General features: G+C 43.9%; 33 protein-coding genes and 1 other RNA gene. 24 read left to right on the top strand and 10 right to left on the bottom strand.

Annotated elements, in window-relative coordinates; genetic code table 11:
* Window positions 1-56: 56 nt before the first annotated feature.
* The 15 genes from L7H18_05590 (at window position 57) to L7H18_05520 (ending at window position 11,200) form a co-directional block, all read left to right on the top strand.
* Entirely contained in the window at window positions 57-410 is a 354-nt protein-coding gene (locus L7H18_05590; protein ID UMX47880.1) for a riboflavin kinase, read from the top strand.
* Window positions 411-504: 94 nt separating this feature from the next.
* A complete protein-coding gene (locus L7H18_05585; GenBank protein UMX47879.1) occupies window positions 505-3,111 on the top strand; it encodes a DUF2339 domain-containing protein in 2,607 nt (868 codons plus the stop codon).
* A 28-nt stretch (window positions 3,112-3,139) separates the two neighbouring features.
* Entirely contained in the window at window positions 3,140-3,361 is a 222-nt protein-coding gene (locus tag L7H18_05580) for a hypothetical protein (protein ID UMX47878.1), read from the top strand.
* A 168-nt stretch (window positions 3,362-3,529) separates the two neighbouring features.
* Window positions 3,530-3,700 carry a hypothetical protein gene (locus L7H18_05575; GenBank protein UMX47877.1) on the top strand — a complete coding sequence of 57 codons (171 nt, stop codon included), beginning with the start codon at window positions 3,530-3,532 and terminating at the stop codon, window positions 3,698-3,700.
* 2 nt (window positions 3,701-3,702) lie between these two features.
* Window positions 3,703-4,365, top strand: coding sequence for a nucleotidyl transferase AbiEii/AbiGii toxin family protein (locus L7H18_05570; GenBank protein ID UMX47876.1), 663 nt, complete (start codon window positions 3,703-3,705; stop codon window positions 4,363-4,365).
* 95 nt (window positions 4,366-4,460) lie between these two features.
* Complete coding sequence (locus L7H18_05565; protein UMX47875.1) at window positions 4,461-4,709, top strand: cupin domain-containing protein; 249 nt, start codon at window positions 4,461-4,463, stop codon at window positions 4,707-4,709.
* Window positions 4,710-4,722: 13 nt separating this feature from the next.
* A complete protein-coding gene (locus L7H18_05560) occupies window positions 4,723-5,412 on the top strand; it encodes an NUDIX domain-containing protein (protein ID UMX47874.1) in 690 nt (229 codons plus the stop codon).
* A 143-nt stretch (window positions 5,413-5,555) separates the two neighbouring features.
* Window positions 5,556-6,530, top strand: coding sequence for an LD-carboxypeptidase (locus L7H18_05555; GenBank protein ID UMX47873.1), 975 nt, complete (start codon window positions 5,556-5,558; stop codon window positions 6,528-6,530).
* Between the two features lie 109 nt (window positions 6,531-6,639).
* Window positions 6,640-6,933 carry a winged helix-turn-helix domain-containing protein gene (locus L7H18_05550; protein ID UMX47872.1) on the top strand — a complete coding sequence of 98 codons (294 nt, stop codon included), beginning with the start codon at window positions 6,640-6,642 and terminating at the stop codon, window positions 6,931-6,933.
* A 29-nt stretch (window positions 6,934-6,962) separates the two neighbouring features.
* Window positions 6,963-7,499: a polysaccharide deacetylase family protein gene (locus tag L7H18_05545; GenBank protein UMX47871.1), complete on the top strand. Its 537-nt coding sequence runs from the start codon at window positions 6,963-6,965 to the stop codon at window positions 7,497-7,499.
* Window positions 7,500-7,607: 108 nt separating this feature from the next.
* Window positions 7,608-8,057 (top strand): NUDIX domain-containing protein, encoded by a 450-nt coding sequence (locus L7H18_05540; protein ID UMX47870.1) that lies wholly within the window; start codon window positions 7,608-7,610, stop codon window positions 8,055-8,057.
* A 167-nt stretch (window positions 8,058-8,224) separates the two neighbouring features.
* Entirely contained in the window at window positions 8,225-8,449 is a 225-nt protein-coding gene (locus tag L7H18_05535) for a hypothetical protein (protein UMX47869.1), read from the top strand.
* A gap of 57 nt (window positions 8,450-8,506) precedes the next feature.
* Window positions 8,507-9,892 carry an ATP-binding protein gene (locus tag L7H18_05530; protein ID UMX47868.1) on the top strand — a complete coding sequence of 462 codons (1,386 nt, stop codon included), beginning with the start codon at window positions 8,507-8,509 and terminating at the stop codon, window positions 9,890-9,892.
* A 1-nt stretch (window position 9,893) separates the two neighbouring features.
* Complete coding sequence (locus L7H18_05525) at window positions 9,894-10,697, top strand: alpha/beta hydrolase (protein ID UMX47867.1); 804 nt, start codon at window positions 9,894-9,896, stop codon at window positions 10,695-10,697.
* A complete protein-coding gene (locus L7H18_05520) occupies window positions 10,694-11,200 on the top strand; it encodes a hypothetical protein (GenBank protein ID UMX47866.1) in 507 nt (168 codons plus the stop codon). The genes L7H18_05525 and L7H18_05520 overlap by 4 nt, the downstream gene beginning before the upstream one ends.
* Before the next feature lie 31 nt (window positions 11,201-11,231).
* On the opposite strand, the gene L7H18_05515 is transcribed toward L7H18_05520, so the two are convergent.
* Entirely contained in the window at window positions 11,232-11,405 is a 174-nt protein-coding gene (locus tag L7H18_05515) for a hypothetical protein (GenBank protein UMX47865.1), read from the bottom strand.
* Window positions 11,406-11,963: 558 nt separating this feature from the next.
* Between L7H18_05515 and L7H18_05510 the strand changes: the two genes are divergently transcribed.
* The 4 genes from L7H18_05510 to L7H18_05495 all read left to right on the top strand — a co-directional run bounded on the left by L7H18_05510 (window position 11,964) and on the right by L7H18_05495 (window position 15,771).
* Window positions 11,964-13,823, top strand: coding sequence for an alanine--tRNA ligase (locus tag L7H18_05510; GenBank protein ID UMX47864.1), 1,860 nt, complete (start codon window positions 11,964-11,966; stop codon window positions 13,821-13,823).
* A 97-nt stretch (window positions 13,824-13,920) separates the two neighbouring features.
* Window positions 13,921-14,439 (top strand): hypothetical protein, encoded by a 519-nt coding sequence (locus L7H18_05505; GenBank protein UMX47863.1) that lies wholly within the window; start codon window positions 13,921-13,923, stop codon window positions 14,437-14,439.
* 65 nt (window positions 14,440-14,504) lie between these two features.
* Window positions 14,505-15,038, top strand: a complete 534-nt coding sequence (gene yjjX, locus L7H18_05500) for an inosine/xanthosine triphosphatase (protein UMX47862.1) — start codon at window positions 14,505-14,507, stop codon at window positions 15,036-15,038.
* Window positions 15,031-15,771: a hypothetical protein gene (locus tag L7H18_05495; protein ID UMX47861.1), complete on the top strand. Its 741-nt coding sequence runs from the start codon at window positions 15,031-15,033 to the stop codon at window positions 15,769-15,771. Before yjjX ends, L7H18_05495 begins: the two co-directional genes overlap by 8 nt.
* Before the next feature lie 419 nt (window positions 15,772-16,190).
* Here the strand turns inward: L7H18_05495 and rplT are convergent, their stop codons facing one another.
* The 5 genes from rplT to smpB all read right to left on the bottom strand — a co-directional run bounded on the left by rplT (window position 16,191) and on the right by smpB (window position 18,358).
* Complete coding sequence (rplT, locus tag L7H18_05490) at window positions 16,191-16,538, bottom strand: 50S ribosomal protein L20 (GenBank protein UMX47860.1); 348 nt, start codon at window positions 16,536-16,538, stop codon at window positions 16,191-16,193.
* Between the two features lie 107 nt (window positions 16,539-16,645).
* Complete coding sequence (locus L7H18_05485) at window positions 16,646-16,831, bottom strand: 50S ribosomal protein L35 (GenBank protein ID UMX47859.1); 186 nt, start codon at window positions 16,829-16,831, stop codon at window positions 16,646-16,648.
* 58 nt (window positions 16,832-16,889) lie between these two features.
* Window positions 16,890-17,390: a translation initiation factor IF-3 gene (gene infC, locus L7H18_05480; GenBank protein UMX47858.1), complete on the bottom strand. Its 501-nt coding sequence runs from the start codon at window positions 17,388-17,390 to the stop codon at window positions 16,890-16,892.
* 33 nt (window positions 17,391-17,423) lie between these two features.
* Window positions 17,424-17,784, bottom strand: a transfer-messenger RNA (tmRNA) gene (gene ssrA, locus L7H18_05475).
* Between the two features lie 109 nt (window positions 17,785-17,893).
* Entirely contained in the window at window positions 17,894-18,358 is a 465-nt protein-coding gene (smpB, locus tag L7H18_05470; protein UMX47857.1) for an SsrA-binding protein SmpB, read from the bottom strand.
* Window positions 18,359-18,417: 59 nt separating this feature from the next.
* Between smpB and L7H18_05465 the strand changes: the two genes are divergently transcribed.
* Window positions 18,418-20,046, top strand: a complete 1,629-nt coding sequence (locus L7H18_05465; protein UMX47856.1) for an arginine--tRNA ligase — start codon at window positions 18,418-18,420, stop codon at window positions 20,044-20,046.
* An 87-nt stretch (window positions 20,047-20,133) separates the two neighbouring features.
* On the opposite strand, the gene L7H18_05460 is transcribed toward L7H18_05465, so the two are convergent.
* Together L7H18_05460 and L7H18_05455 are read right to left on the bottom strand one after the other, a co-directional pair.
* Window positions 20,134-20,820: an orotidine 5'-phosphate decarboxylase gene (locus L7H18_05460; protein ID UMX47855.1), complete on the bottom strand. Its 687-nt coding sequence runs from the start codon at window positions 20,818-20,820 to the stop codon at window positions 20,134-20,136.
* Window positions 20,821-21,053: 233 nt separating this feature from the next.
* Window positions 21,054-22,337, bottom strand: coding sequence for an ISNCY family transposase (locus L7H18_05455; GenBank protein UMX47854.1), 1,284 nt, complete (start codon window positions 22,335-22,337; stop codon window positions 21,054-21,056).
* Window positions 22,338-22,475: 138 nt separating this feature from the next.
* Between L7H18_05455 and L7H18_05450 the strand changes: the two genes are divergently transcribed.
* The 4 genes from L7H18_05450 to L7H18_05435 are packed head-to-tail and all read left to right on the top strand — an operon-like array spanning window position 22,476 to window position 25,304.
* Window positions 22,476-23,351: a Fic family protein gene (locus tag L7H18_05450; protein UMX47853.1), complete on the top strand. Its 876-nt coding sequence runs from the start codon at window positions 22,476-22,478 to the stop codon at window positions 23,349-23,351.
* A gap of 7 nt (window positions 23,352-23,358) precedes the next feature.
* Window positions 23,359-24,723 carry a cysteine--tRNA ligase gene (cysS, locus tag L7H18_05445; GenBank protein UMX47852.1) on the top strand — a complete coding sequence of 455 codons (1,365 nt, stop codon included), beginning with the start codon at window positions 23,359-23,361 and terminating at the stop codon, window positions 24,721-24,723.
* Window positions 24,724-24,748: 25 nt separating this feature from the next.
* Window positions 24,749-25,015, top strand: a complete 267-nt coding sequence (locus L7H18_05440) for a hypothetical protein (protein ID UMX47851.1) — start codon at window positions 24,749-24,751, stop codon at window positions 25,013-25,015.
* On the top strand, window positions 24,999-25,304 hold the full coding sequence (locus tag L7H18_05435) for a hypothetical protein (GenBank protein UMX47850.1): 306 nt from the start codon (window positions 24,999-25,001) through the stop codon (window positions 25,302-25,304). Before L7H18_05440 ends, L7H18_05435 begins: the two co-directional genes overlap by 17 nt.
* A gap of 89 nt (window positions 25,305-25,393) precedes the next feature.
* Here the strand turns inward: L7H18_05435 and L7H18_05430 are convergent, their stop codons facing one another.
* Both L7H18_05430 and L7H18_05425 read right to left on the bottom strand, forming a co-directional pair.
* Window positions 25,394-26,203, bottom strand: coding sequence for a transposase (locus L7H18_05430; protein ID UMX47849.1), 810 nt, complete (start codon window positions 26,201-26,203; stop codon window positions 25,394-25,396).
* 47 nt (window positions 26,204-26,250) lie between these two features.
* Entirely contained in the window at window positions 26,251-26,565 is a 315-nt protein-coding gene (locus L7H18_05425; GenBank protein ID UMX47848.1) for a hypothetical protein, read from the bottom strand.
* Window positions 26,566-26,724: the final 159 nt, after the last annotated feature.

Here is a 26,724-nt window from a genome sequence, read left to right as displayed (position 1 = left end):
TTTCCGCCGCAAGGGGCTAAATAAGCTCATCTTTTTTTATATAAATTCCAAAATACATGGGAGAATTTAATTTTAATGCCAAGGTGGTGCGGGGAGCGGGACGGGGGAAGGGGATGGGGTTCCCGACCGCGAATTTGGACGCGGTAGATGTTGATTTGAACCACGGGGTTTATCTGGTTCAAGTCGAGGTTTTGGGTCGGGAATATAAAGGATTGCTGTTTTTCGGGCCGAAGGAAACATTTGGCGAGCCGGTCTCTTTGGAAATCTTCATTCAAGATTTGGCAAATGATATATATGGAGAAACGGTTGCGGTGCGGACAATAAAAAAAATCAGAGACATTAAAAAATTCAATGATCCGCGGGAATTGAAAAAACAAATCGAATGCGATGTCCGGGAAAATCTTTCCTAAATGTATCGGCAGCGGATGATGCTTGCGGAACCAAGCGATTTTTTGTTGATAGCCAATAGTTGCAAACAGAGTTAGAATAAAGAAAACAAAAAATATGTACGAAATTTTTATTTTTATCGTGCTTTTGTTCGTGTTTTTGTATCTTAAAAATGCGATTGACCGATTAAGGGATGAAGTAGATTATTTGCATGCCAAGCTGGAAATAAGAAAAAAAGAGACTTCGGTTGCCGCCGGGCAGTCGGTGCCGCTCGAGAAGATGCAAGCGGCCGTTGAAACGATTCCTTTGGAAATCGTTCAAGAACCGCCCGCCGCCGCTTTAGAGCAAAAACCTGCGGCAACAATTGAAGCGTTCGGTATCGGGCCCGAGAAGAAATCCGATGGAAATTTAGAATTTAAAATCGGCAGTAAAATATTTACCAGCGTGGGCGTAGTGGCCGTGATTTGCGCGGTTGGTTTTTTCTTGCGTTACGCGTTTGAGAATAGTCTGATTGATGAATTCGGCCGGGTGGTATTGGGCGTGGCGGCGGGAATAATCCTTTTAATAATCGGTGAAATTACCCGCAAACATTATTTGAGCTACAGCCATGCTTTGACCGGGGGAGGGTTGGGGGTTCTGTATGTATCTTTTTACGCGGGATTCGCCTTTTATAGGCTTATGGCTCAACCGGCGGCGTTTTTTGCAATGGTTTTGATTACCGCGGTTGGCATCTTGCTGTCGTTGCGGCAAAATTCAATGGCGCTGGCGATATTTGCCCAGATAGGCGGTTTTCTGACGCCCTTGCTTATCGGCAATGGCAATTCCAGTCCGCATATTTTGTTCCTTTATGTGGCATTGCTTGATGTGGCGGTATTTTTAACCGCTTTTTATAAGTTGTGGCAACCGCTGTCGGCGGTTAGTTTCGCGGGTACCGCGCTGGCTTATTTTTATTGGTATTTCAATTTTTACAGTTCTTTCCAATTCGCCTCGGCGCAGGGATATTTGACTTTATTCTTTGCGATTTTTTTGTTTATTTCATTTATACAATATTTTATCAAAAAATCTCCCGAAAATTCCTGGGATTTGGCGTTAATTTCGCTCAATCCGATGTTTTATTTCGTGATGAGTTACGCGATTATCAATCCGTTGTATCCCGATTCGATGGGATGGTTCACTATTATTCTGGGCGCTTTCTATTGCGTGTTGGCGGTGATGGTGGGCGGGGAAGGCGAGCGAGCGTCATTGTTCCGCCATTTTTTGTTGACGCCGGGTTTTATTTTACTTGCAATCGCGGCGCCGATACAATTTGACGGGAAATGGGTTGTAGTCGCTTGGGCGGCTGAAGCACTGGCGTTTGCCGCCACCGGTTTCAAATTGAAGCTTGTCCTTTATCGGGCGCTTGGCAATCTTCTGATATTTATCTCGCTGTTTAGACTGGTGTTTTTTGAAAACACCGCGTCGGAGCAAGCGATATTTTTGCTCAATGGCCGGTTCTTGTCGTATGTTATGTGTTTTGCCGCCGCCGCGGGTGCAGCCTATTTATATCGTCAATTCAAGAGAGAAATTAGCGAAGGGGAATCGGCGGTCTTTCCTTTGTTGCTGTTGGAATCAGCGTTGGCCATTGTTGTCGGGACAAGTTTTGAAATCCATGATTTTTTTGCCAACCATGGAAAATGGTCTGTTATGGTTTGGGCGGCTGAAGCGCTGGCGTTTATTGCCATCGGTTACAAATTGAAACTTGTTCTTTACCGGGCGTTTGGCCATTGTTTGTTTTTGATCGCGCTGTTCAGGCTCGTTGTTTTTGAAGGCGATCTTGCCGCCGCCGCGGCGCCGATATTCAATTTGCGGCTTTTGGCTTATATTATATTTTTTGCGATGGTGGTCGGCGCGGCATATCTTTACCGCCGCAAAAAGAGCGAACTGGGAAATGATGGAAAATCATTGTTTCCGGTTTTGGCGCTTGAGGCGGCGTTTGCCGGACTTTTCGGAATGAGCTTGGAAATATATGATTTTTTTGGCAGTTATTGGTATCCGGTTCTGTGGACAATGGGCGGATTGGCTGCCGGATTATTGTCATTTAGATTTAAAAGCACGACGCTTCGTTGCGTAACATATATGACTTTTGCCGCCGCGTTTTTCCATTTGCTGGTTTTCGACAGTCATGTCCAAATTGCCGGATACTTGCCGTTATTTAATGCCCGGGTGTTCGCGTTCGTCGCATCGGCGGTCGCGATTCGGTTTTTCCTCGCGTTGATACGCGCCAATAAGGGCAAGATATCTATCGGCGAATACCAATTCTTCCAGCCTTTATTGTTTATGGTTTTTCATTTTCTTGCTTTATGGATAACTAGCGCCGAAATTATAAGTTATTGCGACAAACAGGAGTTATATCCGGCAAAGTTTTTCGCAGGATATGATTTTGAAAACATAAAGAATGTTTTGTTATCGGCGGCATGGACTGTTTACGGCGTGATGTTGATGGCCGCGGGGATCATTAAGAAAACAACTCATGAACGATTCTTGGCGATTGCCTTGTTTGCTGTCGTGATTGTTAAGGTATTTCTTGTTGATACTGCCGAGTTGAGCGACATCTATCGTTTCTTTTCGTTTATAATTCTGGGTTTCTTTCTTCTTTTGGCGGGGTATTTGTATTACCGTTACCGGGACCGTATCGCTCAATTCGCCCAAGACAATAAAAACCAATGTCCCGGGCCAAAAAAATAATTTTTAATCAAAAAAATAAAACAAAAGCATGGACAACAAAAACAAAGAAGATATGTTTTTTGACGATTGCCCGATTTGCCGGGCGATGAAGGCCGCGCAAGATCAGGGGAGGGAATTGTCAATGGAAGAATTGAAAGCGGCGTTTCAAAAGGCCAAGGACGAGGGCGGCGTGGTGGGCGGCGAATGGCACCTGCCAAAGGTCGTCCGCGTGTTCGGACGGAACCATTCAGGGCCAGTGTTCAAAAACTAAACCCAAGCTTTGCTTTGATAGCGATCTGGGGTTGGTGGACGCGTGCAACTCCTGCGGCTGTCCGGCAGGAAAATATTGCGGTTCCGACTCCAAATGCCGCTGATTGGATTCTGGGATAAAATGTGATAGAATGCAGTTATGTATAATTGGTCTGTTGACATAAAAGAATTGAAGAAAGATAAGGAAAAATATGCCGTTTGGCGCTTGGAGCAGATGGTTAATTTCGGTTTGGATAAAGACAAATTAAGTGCTCGCGAATTGAAAAAATATTGGCCAAAATTCCGTCTTGACCCAAACAAAAAGAAGTATTTAGCAATGCTTTTAGGGATTAAGAATTAACCATGGCAAAAACGATTTTAACCGAAAATCAAACAAATTTGCTTTTTGCAATCAGCGGCGACAAAGAAATTTGCCGTTGTTTTTATCTCACTGGCGGCACGGCGTTAGCCGAATTTTATTTGCATCATCGCTTATCTGAAGATCTGGATTTTTTTTCTGAAGATGAATTTGATGTGCAGGCGATCAATGTTTTTTTCAAAAAGAACAAAATCAAACTCGGCTTCAAAAAAATTGATTACCAGCAGAGTTTTAATCGCAATCTGTTTTTTATCCATTTTGACGCTGACATTGTTAAAACTGAGTTTACATATTTTCCTTTTGCTGAAATTCAGCAAAAAACCGAGATTGGCAATTTGCGGATCGACGGAGCACTTGATATCGCAGTTAACAAAATTTTCACCATTTACCAAAATCCCCGGGCGCGCGATTTCATTGATCTGTATTGCTTGCATAATGAATTCGGTTTTCAAATTACGGATTTGGCCAAAAAAGCGCGGATCAAATTTGATGTGCCAATTGATTATTTGCAGTTGGGAAGTAATTTTTTATTGGCCGCCGAAGTGAAAGATTGCCCGGTGATGAAAATAAAAATTAACCGTAAAGATTGGCAAAATTACTTTATCAATGAGGCCGAAAAATTTAAAAGCAAAATAATCAAAAATTAAAAAACATGTTTGCGATAGAAAAACCGGAAGATTATAGTTTTTAAAAGTTTGGCATAACGAAAAAAATTTTTCCATCAAGCAGGTTGAAGACCAAAATGAGTTTTGTTTTAGTTGAAACTGAAGCCGGGCATGAAATCGTTATTTGCCAGCGCGAATGCGATTTTTGTTATTATGTTTTGGAAGGGAGCGGTTATTTTGAAATCAATGGCAATCGCGAAGATTGCGCGGCGGGGGATTTGGCGGTGATTCCCGCCGGCAACAAGTTCACCTACAAAGGCAAAATGAAATTGCTTTTGAATTGCACCCCGCCCTGGCGCGAAGATCAGGAAGAAACAATAAAATAAATTTGCGGTTGATATGCAATTAACTAAAAAACAAAAAGAATTATTGTCGCGACGCAATTTGGCTGTTTTGGCGACATCAGGATTGGATAAACAGCCACGCGCGATTATTGTTGAAATAAATAATGCCGAAGGAGACAAAATCGTTATTACTGATAATGAAATGGGCGCAACCAAAGATAAATTGATAAGGTTATTGAGTTTAAATAAAATTATGACGGAACGGGTATTCACGCAAACATTTGCAGTGGCGGCCGCGATTATTGAAAAAGAGGGGAAGGTGATGCTGGTGCGGGAAAATTTGCCGGGAAACCCCGATGACGGCAAATGGAGCCATCCGGCGGGGTGGATTGACGCGGGCGAACATCCGGTTGAGGCGGTGAAAAGAGAAGCAAAAGAGGAGACCGGCTATGAATTCACGCCAACGCATTTAGTCGGGATTTATTCGCTGGTGCGCCAAGATTTGGCCGGGTTTCGGGGCTGCGTGCCTCACGCGATAAAATTGGTTTTCGCCGGCGATATTGCCGATCATTCGGAAAAGAATTTGCTGGGCGACACCCGCGGGACAAAATGGTTTTTGTTCGAGGAAATTTATGCGATGAAGCCAAACGAACTGCGTGATGCCGATATCAAGCAAATTGTCAGGGATTATTTTTCCAGCCGCCGCTATCCGCTGGAGATAATCAAACATTCAACCGTGTATTAAATATTTTCTTTGTGAAACTTTATAAAGTTTCACGTTTTTTGTAAAATAATATAAAGTTTGCGATTATCATATATTCCATTTGGAATATATTGTGATGAAATTGTGTTATTGCAACGATATGCGTTGGTTAAAGATTTAAAAATATGGATATTATCAAACCAAAAAAACTGAAAGCTGGCGATACGGTTGGTATTGTGTCGCCATCGGGGTTTATCGCGCCGGAATTAAAACCGCAATTTGATAGCGGGGTTAAATTTTTGGAAAACTTGGGGTTGCGCGTCAAAGTTGGTAAAAATGTTTTTAAAAGGTATTATTATTCCGCCGGCACGGTTGAAGAGCGTGTTGCCGATATTCATGAAATGTTTGCCGATCCGGAGGTGAAGGCGGTTATCCAATCGCAAGGCGGGGAAACCGCCAATGAATTGTTGGACAGTTTGGATTGGAATTTAATAAAAAGAACTCCCAAAATATTCGGAGGCATGAGCGACGGGACCGCTCTTTTATTGCCGATATTTTCCAAAACCGGCATCATAACTTTGCACGGCCCGGATCTGTTATGGGGGTACGGCGACGGGACCAATGATTATGAAACTGAAAGTTTGAAGCAATCGTTATTTGTCGGAAAGGCGTTTGAAGTATTGCCCGATTCCAAACACGAAGTTTCCCAAGAGTCGTCAAATTCATCAAAGGCGTGGAAGTGCTGGCGAGAGGGGATATCGGAAGGAAGATTATTGGGCGGGAATCTTTCCATTATCCAAACGCTGCAAGGCACGGGATTCGAGCCGCCGTTTAAGGACACAATATTATTTTTGGAGGGTTATTGTCACAATGTGGAAAATTTGGCGCGCCGCTTTACAGCTTTGCGCCAGACCGGGGTTTTCAAAAAAATAAAAGGCGTGGTCCTGGGATATTTTTTCGGCAATACATTACCGGATCCATTGAGCAACCGCCCGGTTGGCGAAGTTATGCTGGAAGCTTCCGCCGGTTATGACTTCCCAATCTTGGAAATCGGTGAAATCGGCCACAATATCCCAAATTGCAATTTGCCGGTGGGTGCCCTATCTCGTCTCGATACTGGGAAACTTGATTTTTCAATCATGGAAGATTTCTTTGTCTAACCGAATAAAACTTTCTTTATAGTTAAAGCTAAATAACATTCTCACATTCTCAAGAATGTTGGAATGTTGTTTAATATTTGATATAATTTTAATCAAATAATTAAAATTTATGGAAGAGGCCGAAAAACAGAAAACTGCCAAGCAATTGGAGCGTTATTTTAAGGGGGTGGCCAATCATCGCCGTATCGATATTTTATTATTAATTGCCAAAAAAGAGGGGATCAAGGTTGAGGATATCGCCAATATTTTAGACGTTAATTTTAAAACAATTTCAGAGCATGTCAGGCGTTTGGTGCAGGCGGGATTGGTCAATAAAAATTATCAAGGCCGCCAGGTAGCGCAAACATTATCGCCCTACGGCAAGCGTTTCGTTGAATTTATACGGACATTCCAACATTCTTGAGAATGTGAGAATGTCCGTTAATGGGTTTTATGTTAGTTTATGATCACGGCAGCCGCTGGGAAAATAAAATCGCGTTGACTTTTGATGACGGGCCAAATCCGTTTTTTACGGTTAAAACTTTGGATCTTTTGGATGAATATTCGGTTAAAGCCAGTTTCTTTGTTTTGGGCCAAAACGCCGAAAAATTTCCCGATATCGTTAAGGAAATTTATAAACGAGGCCATTTGATTGGCAACCATAGCTATTCGCATGCCAAAGAAGGCGCGTTTGATTTTGGGAAAGCCGAAGATGTTATATTTGGCATTATCGGAAAACATACCGGATTTGCCCGCGCGCCGTACCTTGATGTCAATCGGGGAGCTGATTATTATATGGTAGGCGGAAATGACGCGGTTAAATTTATCAATGCCGATGTTTTTCCGCATATTCATTTGCGAAAAGCGGAAATCTCTAATTTTGTGTTTAAAAATTCTCAAAACGGATCAATTATTCTTCTGCATGACGGAAGCCGCAAAGAAGAGGAACAAAGAACGCGGCCGGCGGAAATGTTTGCGGCATTACCGTAAATTATTGAAAAGTTAAAAGAAAAATTCAAATTTATCCGTTTGGATGAAATGAATTTTGATAATTCATAGGTTTTGTTGCGAAATGAAACTTTATAAAGTTTAAAATTTATGCCAAAGACCAAAGTTTGTTTGATCGTTAAAAATAAAAAAGGGGAATTTTTGTTGCAGTTGCGCGACGAAGATCCGGAGATCGGCAAATGGGTTTTGTTCGGCGGGGGAGTTGAGGACGGAGAATCTCCAGAAGCGGCGCTGGCGCGGGAGATCAAAGAAGAACTTGGTTGCCAAATCAAGCGTGCGGATTTTTTCGGTGAATACGAAGATGGCGGCATCAAGCAGGTGATATATATTCTGCGCGAACCGGTCGACATTGAAAATTTAAAACTTGCCGAAGGCGCGGCCATGAAATTTTTCGCGCCGGGCGAATTACAAAATCTTGCCATCGGTTTCAATTTTGGACAGATTCTGTTTGATTGTTTGGCATTCTTTGGCCAAAATAACAAAATTAATTGTTCAATATCAAAATTATGCCGAATTTTGATATTGGGAAAATTATGTTAAAAGTTGTAAAAGAGGATAATAACCACATTAAAAGTAGAGGCAATCGTGAACGCGGCGGCTGCGGCCTTCAAAGAATTTTGCGATTTGAATTCGGCCAGTTCCGCCGGAATATTTTTTGTCTGTTTTGACGACGAAAATTTCAAAATTTATAAATCATTATTGGAATTATGAAAACGGAATTTTGCCGGGTTAATACAAAAGACGAGTTGTGGCTGGATGGATTGTTGTTCGCGCCGGAGGGGGAGGCAAGGGCGGCGGTTTTGCATTTTCACGGACGCGCGGGAAATTTTTATGCCAACGGATTTTTGGACGCGATGGCGCGAATTTATACCGATTATAATGATTCAAGCGCTACGGACGATTGTTTGGATATCCGAATGCGGCGGTCTTGACAATTAGTGTACTTGTGAGTATACTACTTATAAGTATACTAAATTGACGGAAATAAGATGAAATTCATTGACCGCGAGCGAGAATTAAAAGCGCTGGAAGAAAGATGGGCGAGTGATACCGCGCAACTTTTTATTATCTATGGCAAGCGGCGTGTGGGAAAGACCGAGTTGATCAAGCAATTTATCAAAGACAAACAGGCGGTTTATTTTTTGGCCAGCCAGAGCACGGAAAAAGAGCAATTGCAAAGCTTGGGCCGGGCGATCGGCGGTCAATTTGGCGATCCGGCATTGGCGCGCAACGGTTTTGCCCAATGGCTTGATGTGTTTGAATATCTTAAAAAAAACATTAGAGAAAGGTTTGTTTTGGCGATCGACGAATATCCCTATTTGGCCGAGGCCGACAAGGCGGTTTCTTCGCTGTTTCAAAAAGGATGGGATGAGTTTTTAAAAGAAAGCAATATCTTTCTTATCCTTTCGGGATCAAGTATCGCGATGATGGAATCGGAAACTTTGATTTACAGCGCGCCGCTTTTCGGCCGGCGCACCGGGCAGTTGTTGTTAAAACCGCTTGCGTTTCGGCCGAGTTGGCAATTTTTTCCCGATAAAAGTTTTAATGATTTTTTGGAAATATACGCGATAACCGGCGGAATGCCGGCTTATTTGGCGGAATTCAATCCCAAGAGTTCCATTGAGGCCAATATTTTGGATAAAATATTTTTACCGACAGCTTATCTTTTCAACGAGGTTGATTTTATCCTTCGGCAGGAATTGAGGGAGCCAAAGAATTACATGGCGATTTTAAAGGCGGCGGCGTTTGGAAAAACAAAGCTGGGCAACATCGTCAACGAAACCGGGCTTGATAAAAATTTAACGAACAAATATCTGTCGGTTTTGGAAAGACTGCAGATCGTGGAAAGAGAATTTTCGGTTACCGAATCTTCGGCGGCAAAATCGCGGAAAGGATTATATAAGCTTTGCGATAATTTCGTCCGTTTTTGGTTTCAATATGTTTATCTATATAAAAGCGATTTGGAAATCGGCCGCCACGATGAGCCGTTGAGAAAAATAAAAGAAAATTTTTTCGTGCTTGAATCAATCGCGTATGAAGACATTTGCCTTGAATTGGCGCGGGAGATTGAGGACGGTTTGTTCTATTTTGAGCGGGCGGGGAAGTGGTGGGATAAAAATGAGGAAATTGATGTTGTGGCGTTGAATTCGGAAACCAAGGAAATTTTATTTGGCGAAGCCAAATGGTCGCAAAAAATGATCGGCACCGATATTTATGAAAATCTGAAAAGAAAAGCGCGGCTGGTTGATTGGAATCGCGACGCCAGAAAAGAATACTACGCGCTGTTTTCCAAAAGCGGTTTCACCAAAGATATGATCGCGCGAGCAAAAACGGAAAATGTTAGGTTGATTCATCGCGACAAGTTAATTTTATAATATGCGAATAAAGCTAATCGAGTTCAAAAATCAGGATCATGAAATCTTGCGGGGGATTTTGACGGTTCCCGACAAAAAGCCGGAATTCGGAGCGATTTTTCTGCAGGGATTTGAGCGCAACGCGACCGTGGAAAAGAAAGCCAAATCGATGGCGATCGAATTGGCGAAAAACAATGTCGCGTCATTGCGTTTTGACGCGTCCGGGTGCGGGTTGTCGGAGGGTGATTTTTCAAAAATTACATTAAAGGGCCGCGCGAGAGAATTATTGAAGGCGTTGGAAGCTTTTCGCAAAGAATGCGGCGATTTGAAAATAAATTTTGTGGCGCACAGTTTGGGGATGTGCCCGCTGGCGCTGGTTTTTGGCGCGGTCGAATCATCGACCAACAAGCTGGTTTTTATCGCGCCGGCATTAAACCAAAAAGATTTATTGCGGTTTTATTTTGTCCGCGATCTGATGAAAAAGAAGAATCCGAACGCAAAAATAAATTGGCAAAATTATCGGCAATATTTGGATGAAGGCGATTTTTTGATCGATTGCGCGCGCCGCGGAAAAATGACGCGGGAAAATTATATCAAACCGGATTATTTTTTGGAGGCCAAAGATATGGATTTTTCGCACAGCTTTGATGATTTTAAAGACCGGGTTTTGCATGTTCATGGCCAGTTTGATTTGTCGGTTCCGTTGGAAAGTTTGAATGTTGAATTTCCCAACCGGATAATCGTTCCCGGCGGCGACCACGATCTTGAGCGGCCGGATTTCTGGGAACAATGGTTTCCCAAGGCGGTGGAATTTTTAACCAAATGAAAATAAAAATCACGGTCAATGACAAAATGCAAAAAGGATATGAATATTTTTTGATCGAGCCGATGGGGGAGAATTTCGATTCGGATTTTTTGCCGGAATTGACACCCAAGCGAATGCTGGCGATGGGAATATTCGGCGGCAAATATATGACCGATTGCCAAAAGGAATTTCCGAAAGATTGGTATGAAAAAGCGAAATTAAACTCGGAATTTCACGATCCGAAATTAAACTGCTTCGGTGTCAACGCGTCACAGCCGCTTTCTGTTTGGCGTGCCAAAGGCTGGATCCATCCGGCGGATCCGCGGGGATGGTTTCAGTGGTATTGCCGCTATTATATGGGCCGCCGAATGCCCGAATATGACCAATGGCAGATCAAAAGATGGAAAGCGATCGCACGGCACATCGCCCAAATCAAAAATAATTGCGCGCCGCGCGATTTGTCGTGCCGCAAAAAACAGCGCCAAGCGGTTTTGCACTGGGCCTATGACGCGCGCAAAATTTGAGATTGTTAATTTTTATAAAAAAAGATGGCATTTATTTGCCCTTTTCTATGAATTTTTTTATTATGATGGCATTTTGTTGGCCATGAATCAAAGATAGCATTGCGTCGATTTTTTCTTCATACGGACGCATTTCCATTTCTAATACAAAGAGCTTTGTGTGTCCTCTCATTTTTTCACCTTGATGATATATTGTTCTAAATTTCAATTTTGTCAAGGGTTGCGGGGTAATCACTCACTGGGGAGCAAATTTGTTGAGGTTTGACCTCGAGAATTTGTATTTTGAGGTCAATCCTCAACGAGTTTGCGGTAAGGGATGGCGCGAATTTGGAGGTCAAACCTCTCACAAACCGAGGATTGACCTCCAAATTCGCTATTTTTTCTTCTCCCAGTGAGGGATTACTTTGCGGGTTTTTGTGTTGCATAAACAGGAAGGGCGGGAGTGGATTTTGGGGCGGTTTTGTGGTAAATTGATCTATTGAATATTTTCAAAAATTCGATTTGATCGTTAAAATGCCGGATTTATTTACTCTGGCGGCGATGAAGGCGTTCGCGCTGGGAATGCGCGCCAGATGGAAAGATTATGTTGGTTTGTATTTTATAACGCGCGATCTTCATAAAATTTTTGTTAATGTTAGAAATGGATAAAATGCGGGTGTTTGCCAAGGACTAACCTCTGCGAGTACGCCGAGGATAGACCTTCGCAAACCAAAATGCTGACTTTTTGTTTGGAAATTGAGGCATTGGAAATTGGTAATTAAAAATTATGAATACTTCGGAAATAAGAGAAAAATATCTTAACTACTTCAAAAAACAGGGGCACGCGATCGTGCCTTCTTGCGGTTTGGTGCCGGATAACGATCCGAGCACTTTGTTTACTTCGGCGGGAATGCAACAGATGATTCCTTATTTGCTGGGGGAAAGCCATCCGCTGGGATCGCGCCTGGCCAACGCGCAAAAATGCTTGCGCACGCAGGATATCGATGAAGCGGGGGACAACCGGCACATGACTTTTTTCGAGATGCTGGGCAACTGGTCGCTGGACGATTATTTCAAAAAAGAACAGCTGGGCTGGATGTTTGAATTTTTGACCAAGGAAATCGGGCTGGACCCGAGAAATATCTACGCGACCGCGTTTCGCGGTTTGCCGGAGGCGGGAATTCCAAAGGACGGGGAAACCGCCAATGTGTGGAAAGAATTGTTCGCGGCCGCGGGAATTAACGCCAAAGATGTTGATTTCGCCGAGGAAAAAGGAATGCAAGACGGCCGGATTTTTTATTATGACGAAAAAAAGAATTGGTGGTCCCGATCGGGCACGCCGCAATCTATGCCCGAAGGCGAGCTGGGCGGGCCGGATTCGGAGATTTTTTGGGATTTCGGCGCGGAGCGAAAACTCCACGAAAATTCGCCGTGGAAAGATTTGCCCTGCCATCCCAATTGCGACTGCGGCCGGTTTTTGGAGATTGGCAACAATGTATTTATGGAATACGCGAAGCGAAGCGGGGCGGTGGTGAAAATGGAACGGCACAATGTTGATTTTGGCGGGGGATTGGAGCGGATTGCCGCCGCGAGCAACAACGATCCCGACGCGTTCAAAATCGATTTGTTTTTTCCGGCGATCGCCGAAATTGAAAAATTATCAGGCAAGCAATATGGCGCCGATGTCAAAATGACCGGCGCGATGCGGGTGATTACCGACCACATTCGTTCGGCGTCGTTTTTGATCGCCGACGGGGTGTTGCCGTCCAACAAGGCGCAAGGCTATTTTTGCCGCCGGTTGATCCGCCGCGCGATTGTCAAGGGCAATCAATTGGGGATTGAAAAAAACTTTTTGCCGGAAATGGCAAGTATATATTCAAATATATATTTAAATATATACAAACTGCCGCAAGCAACCATTGCCGCCGAATTGGAAAAAGAAGAAACCAAATTTAAAAAAACGCTCAATGAGGGGTTGAAAGAATTTGAAAAATCGGCCAAGGAGGCCGGCGCGGTTTTAAACGGCAAACAGCTTTTTGATCTTTATCAAAGTTTTGGATTTCCGCTGGAATTGAGCTTGGAAATTGCCAAAGAAAAAAACATTGGCGTTGCCGCCGCCGCTCAAGATGAATTCGGGGCCGGCTTGAAACGGCATCAGGAATTATCGCGCACCGCTTCCGCGGGAATGTTCAAAGGAGGGCTGGCGGACGCGAGCGAGCAAACGACGAAACTGCACACTGCGGCGCATTTGCTTTTGGCGGCACTGCGTTTGGTTTTGGGAGAACACATTGTCCAGCGCGGCTCCAATATCACCGCCGAACGGTTGCGGTTTGATTTTTCCCATCCGCAAAAAATGGCGCCGGAACAAATAGAACAGGTTGAAGTGTTGGTTAACGAAAAAATCAGCCAGAATATTCCCGTCGCCAAAGAAGAAATGAGTTTGGAAGACGCCAGAATCGCGGGCGCGATGGGCGCGTTCGGTTTAAAATACGGCGAACGGGTGACGGTTTACGCCATCGGAGATTTTTCCAAGGAAATCTGCGGCGGACCGCACGCGGAAAATACCGGCAATCTCGGTCGTTTCAAAATCGCCAAAGAAGAATCGTCGTCGTCGGGGGCGCGGCGCATTAAAGCTATTTTGGAATGATGCGGCCGCGGCTGCGGCTTGCGCGGTTTTTTAATATTGTTAAAATAAAAGTATAAATAATCAAATCCCGTGATCGGGAGGAAATAATCAATAATCTATGGATAAAAAAATTGCGTATTATGTCGCCGCGGGAGTGATTCTTGTCGCGGTTGTCGGCATTGTTATAATAATGCAGAATTCCGGAAAACCGGCCGTGACTCCGCCGGTTGGAGATGAAACCGCGAATCAGCCGGTTAAATCCGAAACCAAGCTTGCCAATGAAGAGGTTGCCAAGCAATTGAATCTGCAAGACGGCGAATTGCCTTTGCGCGTCACTTTGGACGATAACGGCCAGACATATTCCGCCACTCCCGGGAAAAATCTTGTTTTAATGTTGGGAACGGATTATAATTGGGATATTGTTTCCAGTGACAGCAATGTTTTGTCGCGAAGAGATGTTAAAGTCGGCGATGCCCGAGTGCAGGCGGTGTATCAAGTGGTTGCCGAAGGCAAGGCGGTGTTGAAAGCGACCGGAACTTGCAAGAATAAAACCGGGTGCACGGCCCCGGCGCCGTTTAACTTCAGCGTTGAAGGCGTGATAAGTGAAAATGAGACGCCGGAAGATTTGGTAAAGTAATTCAGGCATGTCGAGATTAAGGTCAGAACGGCTTTCACAAGGCCGTTTTTGGTAGCAAGCAAAAAATGAAAATAAATATCGGCACCAAAAATAAAATCAAGGCCGACGCTTTGCGGGAAATAACCGCCGAATATGATTTTTTGAACAAAGCCCGGATCAAGACGATCGGAACGGAGTCCGGCGTGGACGATCAGCCCAAAAGCTTGGAAGAAACTGTTCGCGGCGCCAAAAATCGGGCTAAAACCGCGTTTAGCGATTGTGATTTTTCGGTGGGCGTGGAAGACGGGTTGATGTCGGTTGGGCAGGCTGCCACCGGATTTATGAATTTGTGCGTTTGCGCGTTTTATGACGGGCAAAGATATTATCTGGGGACATCGGCGGCGTTTGAATATCCGCCCAAAGCGATTGAATTGGTGGGGAAGGGCAGGGATATCAACCAGGCGTTTTATGAACTGGGCTTGACCGGCGACCCCAAAATCGGTTTGTCGCTTGGCGCGATCGGGATACTGACTAAAAACCGATGGTGCCGCAAAGATACCGTGAAACAATCAATTATTGCCGCGTTGATCCAGCTTGATAACAAAATTTTATATGAATAAATTAACCATATTTATATTGATTTCGGCCGCGATTCTCACTTTTGTGGCGGTATCGATAATTCCGCAAACGATTATACCCGATTATGACAGTGAAGGCCTCTCGATCAGAAAGGAAAGAAATTCCGATATCGACGCGGTAAAATCCGAGAAAACGGAAACTCCATTCGCCGGCGAATGCGATCTGTCGGTTTACAATATCGATTGCGATATCGCGGAATATCTTGAGAAAAATTTCGCCGCGGCGGCGAAAGGCGGCAAAGTTTTTTGCGCTTATGAAAAAATCGGCCAAAGCGATGGCGAAGAAGCGGTTTATTTGAATTATTCGTGCGAAGAATTTTATTTGGATGGCGGGAAGATATACGAGGGAAGCGGGGCGGCCGGTCCGGCAAAAATTATCAAGCTTGACGATGGGTCGCTGTCGCACTGGGCGCCGCGCGACGGCAGTTATTTCGCGCGCGACATTGACGAATTTTTTCCTTCCGAATACCGCAATAAAGCCTTAAATTCGTATAATGAAAAAACTTTTCAGATTAACCGCGAACGCGCCAAAACCTATTTTAACGCGGATTTTGATTATAAAGTGGAAAAAATGACCGATATTGTCTGCGTCCATGATTTTGAGTGTTCCACTCCGGGCGATTATCTGGCTATGTCGCGCTGTCCGTTCGCGTCGATGTGCGTTGCCGGCAGATGCGCGGTTATTTGCCCGAATTTTCAAAATTTGAATAATTAGGCGGCTTCCATAAATAACTTCCACACCATACCCCCGTCTTTGTTTCATATTTCAATTTTTCTCGGTCGCGATATTTTTAATGTAGCAAAGCTACGCCTCAAATATCGCTCGGTCGGAAAATTGAAATCTGAACCAAATCCGCGGGCAATATATGGAAGTTATTTATGGAAGCCGCCTTAGCGTATCGCAATCCAATGCGCCCGTTAAATAGAACGGACGCAAGTTTATTATAATCTTGAATTACGAAAACATTAAATTCAAATGCCTTGAAGGGGTCTAACCCTTGCGATTATCCCTCGGGAATACTCGGGACAGGCAGCAAGGGATAGACCCCAAATGCAAAGCGTTTCGTAATTCAAAGTTATAAAACAAAACCCCTCCGGGAGGAGGGGATTGAGTTTTAAATTAAACCGATATTTTTAATTGGCGGCTTTGGCCATTATGGCTTGGAATAGTTCGGGCCGGGTTTCGCTTAATTGCGAGAGGATTTTGCGGTCGATTACGATGTTCTGTTTTTTCAAAGCGCCGATAAATTTGCTGTAATTCGTTCCGTTAGCGCGGCAGATGCCATTGATGTGGATGTTCCACATGGCGCGGGTATCGCGCTTTTTTACCTTGCGGTCGCGGTAGTTGTAACTCAAAGCCTTCATCATGGCCTGTTTTGCCGCGGCTAGTTTCGATTTCCGGCCCCATTTGAATCCTTTTGTATATTCAATTATATTGGCCCTTCTTTTGTGATGCAGTGTTCCTCGTTTTACGCGTGGCATAAAAATAGTTTAAAATGTAAAAATCAAAGTGTAAAATTACAATTCAAATTTTTAAATTTGGTAATTTTACATTGTCATTTTGATTTTTGATATTTACACTTTTAATTTTATTTAATGATTAGTTTTCTGATTTTTTTGGCTTCGGATTCGTTTAACGGAACCCATTTGCGGCCGGCGCGGACTTTGTCGCCCGACATTTTCGAACGCAGATGGCAGGATCCGGTCGCCCGGCGCATAATTTTGCCGTTCTTGGTGATCTTGAAACGCTTTGTGATTGATTTTCTTGTTTTCATGTTTTCCTGAATCCGTGTTTTATGATTCTATGATTAAATGTTTTTATGATTTTATGGTTTAACCTTTTGAAACTATCATATTGAATCCGCCCATTTCCCGTTTTATTTCTTTGTCGATTTTGTAGGGGGTGAGCTTGGCTAAGATTGCCAGGAATTGCTCAACTTTCTCTTTTGAAAGATTTCCAAAGGCTTTTTCGCGGCCTCTTAGCCGGAGTTCAATTTTGACCTTATCGCCTTTTTCCAAAAATTTTCTCGCCGCGTTGGCCCGCGTTTCCATATCATGCGGGGAAATGTTGTAGGTCAGCCGGATTCCTTTCACTTCGCTGGTGCGGGTGTTTTTTTCCTTTTTCTGCAGAGCGTAAAGATATTTTCCGTAATCGGTGATTCTTGCCACCGGGGGAGCGACTTTGTCGGTAACCTGTACCAGATCAAGGTGCCGGGAGTAGGCCATTTCCAAGGCCTCTCTCAGTGAAACAACGCCCACTTGATGATCGTTTTCATCGATCAATCTTACCTGCGCGGCTCTTATTTGATTGTTGATAGGCGGTTTTTTAAACACTCGTTTTTATGAAATATAATATCTGCCGCTGTTTTGTGGAGACGACGGGACTTGAACCCGTATCTGAAAAACCGTGGCGCGCGATATCTACAAGCTTAGTCCGGTTTGTTTGAGAACCCAGGATAAAAACCCGACAAAATTCTTGGATTCTTCGCCTTGTTTGTTTCGGGCGCTCTTTAAGGCGGAAGAGAACCCTATCTCCAAAAGGTTATGCCCGATAAATTTAATGGAGAATCCGTTCATCGGACAGATTTAGTCGGCTATTAAGCGTAGACTAATTCAGGTGCGCTAAATGCGAATGATTTGGCACTTTTGAAGTTTGCCGGTTTTTACAAGATCCGGCTACTTGGCTTGCGATCGCGAGACCGGCTTCCCATCGAAGCCTTACATCCCCTTGAAACATAAACTCGAATGTTCGAAACTCGAAATCCGAAACAAATCCGATCCTGAATTTACTGAAGGATTGAGTCTTGTTTCGATATTCGAATATTCGTGCTTCGAAATTATCCGATTTTCCCCAAAGTGCGGCCGATTTCCCGATCAACTTCGCGTTTTTTCAATGTTTCGCGCTTGTCGAATTTCTTTTTGCCGCGGCCAACTCCAAATTCCAGCTTGATTTTGCCGGAACCTTCGTAATGCCCTTTAGTATACAGCCGAAGGGGGATAAAAGTCAAGCCTTTTTGAGACGCAATCCCGTTTAAACGCAGTATTTCGTGTTTGCGCAACAACAGCTTTCGGTCGCGTTCTTCGTGGTAGTCGGCGCCGGCGTTGGCGGGTTGATAGGCCGGAATTTTGGCGCCGATCCAAAAAACTCCGCCGGGTTTGGCGATCACATACGATCCGGCCAGGGATAATCCGCGGGTTTTGATGGCTTTGGCTTCCTGTCCGTTCAAACTCAAACCCGCCTCGAATTTTTCTTCGATATTGTAATTAAATCCGGCTTTTTTGTTTTCGGCGAACACTTTCATATCTCTTTCATTTTATCAGAGTTTAAGGTAAACTAAAATCTATTAAAAGTAAAATAATTATGGTGCGGGAACAAGTTAATTTATCGGTTAACGCGGCATTAAAGAATCTCGCGAGAGAAGGATTTTTAACTTCGGAAGATATTAAAAATGTTTTGGGGGACGATCTGGCCGGCGTTTGCAAGGATCGGACGCATGGGGATTACGCTTCCAATGCGGCGATGCGGTTGAGCGCCGCGGCAAAGAAAAATCCGATGGAGATCGCGGGGAAGATTGTCGAAGAACTCGGCGGATCGTCCAAGGCCAAGAAAATATTTTCAAAGATTGAGGTTGCCGCCCCCGGGTTTATCAATTTCACTTTGGCGCCGGATTATTTGAAAGTTGAAACCGCGAAAATTTTGGACGAGTGCGCGGATTATGGAAAGGTGAATATCGGAAAAGGGAAAAAGACGCAGGTGGAGTTTGTGTCGGCCAATCCTTCGGGCCAGTTGCATGTGGGCAACGGCCGGAGCGCGTTCTATGGCGATGCCTTGGCCAATGTTTTGCAAAAAGCCGGCTATGAAGTGGAAAGGGAATATTATGTCAACGACGCGAAAGTTTCAAAACAGATACAGACTTTAGGCGCGACGGCGCTGGGAAGAGGGGAGGCGTATCTTTCGCCGTATTTAAAAGAAAAGATCGCCAAGTTGCAACCCAAACTTTCCAAGATCCATTCCGAGACCGACGGCGGTTATTTTTTGGCGCAAGAAGTTTTGAAAGATCTTAAAAAATTCATCGTTAAAGACTTGGGAATAAAATTCGATAATTGGATGTCCGAGGAAAGTTTGTATAAAGAAAGGCTGGTGATGGAAACCTACGACATCTTAAAGAAGAAGGGGTTGGTTGTTGAAAGGGATGATGCCTACTGGATTGATATGTCCAAGTTCAACCAAAAAGATGAAGTATTGTTGCGGTCAAACGGCAGTCCCACATATTTTCTTTCCGATATCGCGTATCATATGGACAAAGTCAAACGCGGTTATAAAAAAATCATTGATATTTGGGGCGCCGATCATCAAGGCCATGTGCCGCGGATGAAGGCGGTGATGGATATTCTGGGTTATAAAGGCGAGTTTGAGGTTTTGATCTGCCAGATTGTGACCATCAAAGGCGGCAAGATTTCCAAGCGCGAAGGGAATATCGTTTCTTTGAACTGGTTAATCGATGAAGTGGGCGTTGACGCGGCCAGATTTTTCTATCTGCAGAATTCTTCACAGTCGCAGATGGAATTTGATGTGGCGCTGGCCAAGCAAAGATCCAGTGATTCGCCGGTGTTTTATGTGCAATACGCGCATGCGCGCATTGCCAGCATTTTGCGCAAGGCCAAAACAAAAAAGATAAATGTTTCGCCGTCGTTGTTCGCCGGTTTGGAACATCAAAGCGAAATCGGCCTGATGAAGGAATTATCGCGCTTGCCGGAAGTTGTCGGCGATACGGCCAAGGATTATCAACTGCAGAGGATCTGTTCGTACGCCGCAAGCTTGGCGGCGGAATTCAATAAATTTTACCGCGATTGCCATGTGATCGGCGTGGATAAAAAAACCGCCCGGGCGCGTTTGGGATTGGCTTTGGCGGCGAAAATCGTTTTGCAAAACACGCTTAGTTTGCTTGGCGTTTCCGCGCCGGAGAAGATGCGCCGCCAAAAAGAATGAATAGAATTATTTCCTCGGGGATAAGATGATTTGAATCTTTACGGTATGAATTATGCCGTTGGCCATCGATAGCGTCTGCTACTGCAATTACTTTATCTGGCGCAGGAATTCTTGCGCGATGGCAACGGTATTCGAATCGGCGGCGTAAAAATTTTTCCAGACCACGGCGATATCGGCGCCGTTGAAAAAAGATCTTTGCGTCTCGCGAGGCGTGTCGGCGCCGGCGATGGCCAGCATGATGTTATAGTTTCCCTTGATCCGCTGGATTTCATGGTAGGGGATTTGTTTTTCTTTGTTGAATGTGAGTTCGTCCACGCCGCGGTGCAAAACGACAACCGCGGGTTGTTTTTTCAATTGCCGCAAAATATTTAAAGAATATTCCACATTCATCATATCTATCATCGCGTCAATGCCCAAAATCTCGCATTCGCCGATAAACGAGTTCAAAGTTTCTATCGGCGCAAGTCCCGCGGCGATTGCCGCGGAAGCGCCGGTGCCGGCGGCCATTCGCGCTTCGGTGGCGCCGCGGTCAATGGTTTTCATATCCGCGACGATATAAGCGGGCGCGTCGATTCCCGCGGCGATAAGTTTTTTTTGCCACCAATAATTAAGCCGCGCCGCGGCATCAATGCCAAACTGCTTGATCAGCGGCGTGCCGGCTTCAATGATAATCCTCTCGCTGGCGGGCAGTTGCCGGATGATTCTTTCCGCGTCGTCAAGGTTGCCGTTTAACGCGATTTGCAGATATTTGGTTCTCGAATTTAATTTTGCCATAGTTTTTTGTTGATTTGATTATAGCAGGATTAGGGTTTGTATAAAAAACATTGGCGGTTGGTGTATGATATTTTCGGATGAAAATCGGCGAAAAACCGTGAAAAACAGCGCAAAAACGCTGTTTTTCACGGTTATAATGTCAAATACAAGTAGAAATGTCATACCCGGAATTTAAGTAGAAATGTCATACTTGACTTTTGTAGAATTAGTATTGTTATTTCCGGAAAAATATTTTAACAATTGATTTTTGCGATTTCAGCGGCGATTTGTTTGCGCCAAGGATGATCCGCCGGTGGCTTGGAGATGATTCTTTTTGCCGGTATGGCGGCAATCAATTCTTTGGCTTTCAACGGCTTGGCCGGCAGGATTTTGAAGTTTAAATATTTATCCCGCAGACGGATCGCCAGCGATCCGTCGAGCCGCTCTTCCATCAAAATTTCATCCTTGCGGCGCACGGTGGCGATCTGCTCTTTGGCGATCTGTATCCATTGGTTTTTGAACCTTATCGTGAAATCATTCTGTACCCGCCTTTGCGATTGGACGGAAAATATCGCGTCAAGATTTGAACTTTGAAAATCGGGCAGCTGCCGGTGCAGATCGTTTTTCTTTTTGGGAATCACCGAAAATCTTTGATTGAAATCCGGAATGAATTCTTCTTTTAAGAATTTGCTGGCCGCGGCGATATCGCTGATGCCGCGCAATCGCAATTCCTTGACCAGCCGGTCCTGCAAAGTGTCAAAGAGCCGTTCGATTCGGCCTTTGGCTTGCGGGCTGTTGGCGGTGATCAGGGTTATATCCAGTTCCCGGGCGGCTCTCTGAAACTGGGTGATCATTTCGCTGTTGTCTTTTGCATTTTTGTGATTGATCTTATATGTACTGAATTTATCCAGGTAGATGGCTATCGGTTTGCCTGATTCTTGGAGGTAGCCTTTCCAGAATTGAAACACATTGATGACGCTTTCGCTATCCGTGAATTCCGCCCGGGTGATCCGGCCGGTGGCATCGTCGACGGAGGCCAACAAACAAGATTCATCGCCGCGTTTCTCAAACCAGAAGTGGTAACAGCCGTCGAATTGTTCCAGCTCGCCCGGCGATTCTTTGCGTTCTCTTTGGCAGCGGAATTCCTGGTTTTGTTTTCTTGGTTTGGGCATCCAAATCTTTTTTGCGATCATTAAATTGCGCGTGGTCTGCTTGCCAATTTTTATTCCTTCAACCTCAACCAGTTTTTCATGCGCCAAGGTCGGGCCGAAATCAGGATACTTTTCTGAAATTATTTGTCCGGATTTTTCCCAGATTTTAAGATCGGTCTTATTGTTGCTTTGCTTGCCTCGCAAGCCGTGAATGATCCCATTGGCGCCTTTCTCCCGCACTTTGTTGCGCAATCGCTTTACCTGCCTTACCGACCGCCCCAGCTGCTTGGCCGCATCGCCCGGAGTGATTTCTTTGGCGATCAATTTTCTTATTACTTCATACCTGTCCAGCTCTTTTTGCGTCATCTTGAATAATTCTTTTTCCATATTGGTGGGTTATGTTTTATCCACCAATCATACCAGGTATGACATTTCTACTTGGACGCAAGTATGACATTACTACTTTTAAATGACATTTTCACGGTTATAATTGTTTAAATCGTGAAAATATAGTATATTTAAACTATGGCAAAAACATCAAGCGTTTATAATAAAATCAATGAATTGCGCGTGCGTTATTATGCGGCATTGGCCGGCAAGCAACCGCTTTTGGAACTGATTGACGAGGCGGAAATCGCCGAACAAGTTTATAATTCCAACGCGATTGAAAACAGCACTTTAACTTTTGAAGAAACTGAAAAAATATTATTGCAGATAGATTTGGATAGATATATTTCCGAAAGAGAGATATTCGAAGCGAAAAATCTGGCGCGGGTTGTCTCTTACATAAATAAAAAAGCCAAAGAGCGAGAATTGAACATTGAGTTGATTTTATTGTTACACAAAATGCTTCTTTCAAATATTCGCGATGATGTTGCGGGCAGATTCAGGAATAACGATGAATGGGTCAGGGTGGGAAGCTATATCGCAGTTGATCCCAAAGAGGTGGCGGGGCAATTGGAAAAAATGATTATTGATTATAACGCCAATATAAACGAAAGCATCATAAAAAGAATCGCGCGCCTGCATTTGACTTTTGAACATATCCATCCGTTTATTGACGGCAACGGGCGCATCGGCCGAGCGTTGAATAATTATTTGCTTATTCGAGAAGGATTCGTGCCGATAAATATCAAGTTTATCGATAGAAAAAAATATTACGAGGCGTTTAAAGAATTTGATACAGGGCGAAAAACCGAGATAATGGAAGAAATTGTTGCCCGGGCGCTTTTAAACAGCTATCATAAACGGCTTGCTTATTTGGAAGGCAAAAAAATAATAACTTTAAAAGAGTTTGCTAAAATAAATAATTTTTCACATCCGAATGTAATCAATAAAGCAAATCGCCAGACGATAGAGGCGTTTTTAGAAAAAGGAATTTGGAAAATCGGAATAAATTAAAAAAACAATGAATAAAATATCAATTTACAGCACAATGTCGCGCAAGGTTTCCGAGTTGGCGCCGATGGAGGAGGGGAAGATCAAATTTTTTGTTTGCGGGCCCACGGTTTATGATTTTCCGCATCTGGGCCATGCCAAAACCTACACGCAATTCGATTTTATCGTGAAGTATTTGCGCTGGAGCGGTTTTGATGTGGATTACCTTGTAAATATTACCGATATCGATGACAAGATTATCCAAAGAGCAAGAGACCGTAATATCAGTTGGCGCGATTTGGCCGATGAGTTTGAAAAAATCTACATCGACGATATGGCCGCGTTGCGCAATACCGCGGTGACTAAATACGCGCGTGCCACGGATTATATCGATAATATCGTGAGCCAGGTAAAACGGATGATTGAAAAAGGATTAGCCTATCAAGCTCCCGATGGCAGTTGGTATTTTGAGATTGCCAAATTCGCCGATTACGGCAAACTCTCGGGGCGCACCGAGCTGAAAGAAACCGATGGCGTGTCGCGCATCGATGAAAGCGATTTCAAGCGGGGCTGGAATGATTTTTGCTTGTGGAAATCTTCAAAAGAAGGGGAGCCGTCGTGGGAAACCGAATTGGGCAAGGGTCGTCCCGGATGGCATATTGAAGATACCGCGATCACGGAAATTGAATTCGGGCAGCAATATGATATCCATGGTGGCGCGATCGATTTGATTTTCCCGCATCATGAAGCCGAGATCACGCAAATAGAGTCAATCACCGGCAAGGTGCCGTTCGTGCGCTATTGGATGCACACCGGATTTTTGAATATCGGTTCGGAAAAAATGTCCAAGAGTTTGGGTAATTTTAAAACCATTCGCGATATTTTGAAAGTTTACGATTACCGCGTTCTGCGCTATCTTTTTATCGGCAACCATTATCGCGCCGCGATTGATTTTTCCGAAGCGGCGCTGGAGCAGGCGAAAAATTCGCTGGGCCGTATTGATGAATTTATTTTCAATAAAATGGATGCGAATTTCGATGATGTCGATGACGAGGCGGCGGTGGGGGAAGCAAAGGCCAAATTTCACGAAGCGCTGGCGGTTGATTTCAATACGCCGCAGGCATTTGCAATTTTGTTTGAATTTATCCGCAGTCAAAATATGAAAGAAAAATCCGGCCGCAGGTCGTTTGAATTCTTGAGCCAAATCAATTCTTTTATGGACTTTATGAAATTCGATGCCGCCAAAAGCGACGCCTTTATCGAATCGCTGATCGCCGATCGCAATGCCGCCAGAGCCGCGAAAGACTTTGCCAAATCCGACGAAATTCGTGACCGCCTGCTTTCCATGGGCGTGAAGATCTACGACACCAAAGAGGGGACGAAATATAGAATTTAAGCCGATTTTATGTTAAAATCGACTTATGGCGGAAATAAACGAATTCATAAAAAAAAGACCGGGATTAGTTTGGTCAACGATGCAATACGACAAGCTTTCCGAGGAATCGATCGTGGAGGCGGTTTTAAACTACGGCAACTTCAAAGACGTGAATGAAGTTATAAGAATCCTGGGCATTAAAAGAGTGGCAGAAATTTTCAGAGAACAAGCCGCGCAGAAAAGATGCAATTTGCGCCCAGAAGTCAAACATTATTTTAATTTGTATTTTCAAAAATATGCCGGCAATTCATAAAGAAATTCTGACAGAGAATCAAATAAAATTATTGCCGGTTTTAAAATTGTTTTCAAAAAGTTTTGGGTTGGTCGGCGGTACGGCGATTGCGTTGCAAATCGGCCACCGGCGGTCAATCGATTTCGATATGTTTTCGCAAAAAAAATTCAGCAATACCCGAATAAAAAACAAAATTTTTGAAAATATCAAAATCGATGAAATTATCGTCAGCCGTTTGGACGAGCTTACTTTCATCACGCAAGGCGTTAAATTTACTTTTTTTACTTTGAATTACGAAACCCGCTTTTAAACAAAAACGATTACGAAACAAAAACTTGCCCGCGTCGCGGAGTTTGGCGGAAAACATTCGATTGCGGTAAGTTTTTTCACGGTTCACAACTAAATAATTTGATAAGCCAGCAGACTGTAGATATAATTGGACAAATATCCGTCCACTGATTTGGGGAGGCTGGTAATCAGCCCGTAGAACATTTTCAAATTGCGAAAATTCAATTCAATGATCATTCTGGTATCATATAATTTTTTCTGGAATTGAGTGATGACTTTTTTCATGTTGTTCCTGGCTTTCACCAGCAAAATTCTTTTGCGGGCGCGGTGGAATTTTCTTTGCAATTTCTCGGAAACATATCCGGCGTCGGCAATGAACACGCCGTTCAATTTCTTGGATAATTTGATAACGACATCGCGGTCGTCAACATTCGCGGAAGTGAATTTGATGGCCAGTATTTGCCTTTTGAAATCCGCGATCAGATGCATTTTTAAGCCGAAATAGGTACCTTTTGCGCTTCTGCCGAAACTGGCGAACATTTTCATCACTTTGTTCTTGTTGGCATTTTTGAACAAACAAACGGGAATATCGGTGGAATCAATATGTTTGATAATGTGTTGGTTTTTCTTGCTCATCCTCATGATGATAAACATTAATCGCAATGCCAGAATTGCCCAACGATTGATGCTCATGACCAATGTTTTGTAAGAGCAGATTTTGTGAAGATTGAAAATGGTGAATAATGATTTTTTGGTAGCGATACCGCCGGCTTGCTTGAATATCGCCAGCGATAATACTGTGATTATCGGCAACGCCAATTTTCGACCGGTTTTGTTTGTGAGCTTGTCAATTTTTAATTGTTGTGAAAAAATACTTACCACCTTCCTGATTTCGTTGTAAAATGGAATTACAACTTTCATGTTGGTGTTGAGTCGGCGATTTACCAGTCGCCGGCTCTGGTGTCATTTTAGCATTTTTTAGGAGTTTCGTAATTCAAAGTAATTATATAATTGGCGCCGGTTTGTATGTTGGCGGTGAAGGCGCACCTGTTTAATCCGTGTAATACTCTGGTGCACCAGCAGTGGCCGCGATCGTTTTCCGGTTTGGCTTCAAAGCCGATGATTGTTCCGCCGCGACTTTTGATTAAGCTCAAAAAAACTTTGGGTATTCGGGGGTCGTCTTCCATTGGGTTCTGGCTTTCTCCAAATCCTATTGGAACAGTCGTAAGCCCTTCGACTGTAATTTTTGGTGCTGGTTTTTCTCTTTTTGTATCCATCTCCATCCTCCTCCTAATTTTAAACGAACAGCGCGGTTTTTTAAAAAGAGCCGCAAAAAATACTGATTCGTTTGCTTGGGGTGATATTATATCAAAATTTTTAATTTGCAAGATGCAAGAATCGTGTAATAAAAAATCACGTGGGGCACGGGGTAGAGTGGGGTA

This window comes from Candidatus Nealsonbacteria bacterium DGGOD1a (genome assembly GCA_022530585.1).
Lineage (GTDB): Bacteria > Patescibacteriota > Minisyncoccia > Minisyncoccales > UBA5738 > UBA5738.
Note: the sequence above shows the minus strand (reverse complement) of the source record. Positions and strands in the feature narration are given on the sequence as shown.

What these genes read in the sequence shown, in the direction of transcription:
- L7H18_05425 (UMX47848.1), bottom strand. Translation starts at nt 26,565, where the DNA reads ATGGAGATGGATACAAAAAGAGAAAAACCAGCACCAAAAATTACAGTC.
- L7H18_05530 (UMX47868.1), top strand. Translation starts at nt 8,507, where the DNA reads ATGAAATTCATTGACCGCGAGCGAGAATTAAAAGCGCTGGAAGAAAGA.
- L7H18_05590 (UMX47880.1), top strand. Translation starts at nt 57, where the DNA reads ATGGGAGAATTTAATTTTAATGCCAAGGTGGTGCGGGGAGCGGGACGG.
- L7H18_05485 (UMX47859.1), bottom strand. Translation starts at nt 16,831, where the DNA reads ATGAAAACAAGAAAATCAATCACAAAGCGTTTCAAGATCACCAAGAAC.
- cysS (UMX47852.1), top strand. Translation starts at nt 23,359, where the DNA reads ATGAATAAAATATCAATTTACAGCACAATGTCGCGCAAGGTTTCCGAG.
- L7H18_05440 (UMX47851.1), top strand. Translation starts at nt 24,749, where the DNA reads ATGGCGGAAATAAACGAATTCATAAAAAAAAGACCGGGATTAGTTTGG.
- yjjX (UMX47862.1), top strand. Translation starts at nt 14,505, where the DNA reads ATGAAAATAAATATCGGCACCAAAAATAAAATCAAGGCCGACGCTTTG.
- L7H18_05585 (UMX47879.1), top strand. Translation starts at nt 505, where the DNA reads ATGTACGAAATTTTTATTTTTATCGTGCTTTTGTTCGTGTTTTTGTAT.
- L7H18_05550 (UMX47872.1), top strand. Translation starts at nt 6,640, where the DNA reads ATGGAAGAGGCCGAAAAACAGAAAACTGCCAAGCAATTGGAGCGTTAT.
- L7H18_05570 (UMX47876.1), top strand. Translation starts at nt 3,703, where the DNA reads ATGGCAAAAACGATTTTAACCGAAAATCAAACAAATTTGCTTTTTGCA.
- L7H18_05505 (UMX47863.1), top strand. Translation starts at nt 13,921, where the DNA reads ATGGATAAAAAAATTGCGTATTATGTCGCCGCGGGAGTGATTCTTGTC.
- L7H18_05535 (UMX47869.1), top strand. Translation starts at nt 8,225, where the DNA reads ATGAAAACGGAATTTTGCCGGGTTAATACAAAAGACGAGTTGTGGCTG.
- L7H18_05555 (UMX47873.1), top strand. Translation starts at nt 5,556, where the DNA reads ATGGATATTATCAAACCAAAAAAACTGAAAGCTGGCGATACGGTTGGT.
- L7H18_05435 (UMX47850.1), top strand. Translation starts at nt 24,999, where the DNA reads ATGCCGGCAATTCATAAAGAAATTCTGACAGAGAATCAAATAAAATTA.
- L7H18_05495 (UMX47861.1), top strand. Translation starts at nt 15,031, where the DNA reads ATGAATAAATTAACCATATTTATATTGATTTCGGCCGCGATTCTCACT.
- smpB (UMX47857.1), bottom strand. Translation starts at nt 18,358, where the DNA reads ATGAAAGTGTTCGCCGAAAACAAAAAAGCCGGATTTAATTACAATATC.
- L7H18_05565 (UMX47875.1), top strand. Translation starts at nt 4,461, where the DNA reads ATGAGTTTTGTTTTAGTTGAAACTGAAGCCGGGCATGAAATCGTTATT.
- L7H18_05545 (UMX47871.1), top strand. Translation starts at nt 6,963, where the DNA reads ATGTTAGTTTATGATCACGGCAGCCGCTGGGAAAATAAAATCGCGTTG.
- L7H18_05520 (UMX47866.1), top strand. Translation starts at nt 10,694, where the DNA reads ATGAAAATAAAAATCACGGTCAATGACAAAATGCAAAAAGGATATGAA.
- L7H18_05460 (UMX47855.1), bottom strand. Translation starts at nt 20,820, where the DNA reads ATGGCAAAATTAAATTCGAGAACCAAATATCTGCAAATCGCGTTAAAC.
- L7H18_05510 (UMX47864.1), top strand. Translation starts at nt 11,964, where the DNA reads ATGAATACTTCGGAAATAAGAGAAAAATATCTTAACTACTTCAAAAAA.
- L7H18_05560 (UMX47874.1), top strand. Translation starts at nt 4,723, where the DNA reads ATGCAATTAACTAAAAAACAAAAAGAATTATTGTCGCGACGCAATTTG.
- L7H18_05430 (UMX47849.1), bottom strand. Translation starts at nt 26,203, where the DNA reads ATGAAAGTTGTAATTCCATTTTACAACGAAATCAGGAAGGTGGTAAGT.
- L7H18_05455 (UMX47854.1), bottom strand. Translation starts at nt 22,337, where the DNA reads ATGGAAAAAGAATTATTCAAGATGACGCAAAAAGAGCTGGACAGGTAT.
- L7H18_05540 (UMX47870.1), top strand. Translation starts at nt 7,608, where the DNA reads ATGCCAAAGACCAAAGTTTGTTTGATCGTTAAAAATAAAAAAGGGGAA.
- L7H18_05525 (UMX47867.1), top strand. Translation starts at nt 9,894, where the DNA reads ATGCGAATAAAGCTAATCGAGTTCAAAAATCAGGATCATGAAATCTTG.
- L7H18_05450 (UMX47853.1), top strand. Translation starts at nt 22,476, where the DNA reads ATGGCAAAAACATCAAGCGTTTATAATAAAATCAATGAATTGCGCGTG.
- L7H18_05465 (UMX47856.1), top strand. Translation starts at nt 18,418, where the DNA reads ATGGTGCGGGAACAAGTTAATTTATCGGTTAACGCGGCATTAAAGAAT.
- L7H18_05580 (UMX47878.1), top strand. Translation starts at nt 3,140, where the DNA reads ATGGACAACAAAAACAAAGAAGATATGTTTTTTGACGATTGCCCGATT.
- rplT (UMX47860.1), bottom strand. Translation starts at nt 16,538, where the DNA reads ATGCCACGCGTAAAACGAGGAACACTGCATCACAAAAGAAGGGCCAAT.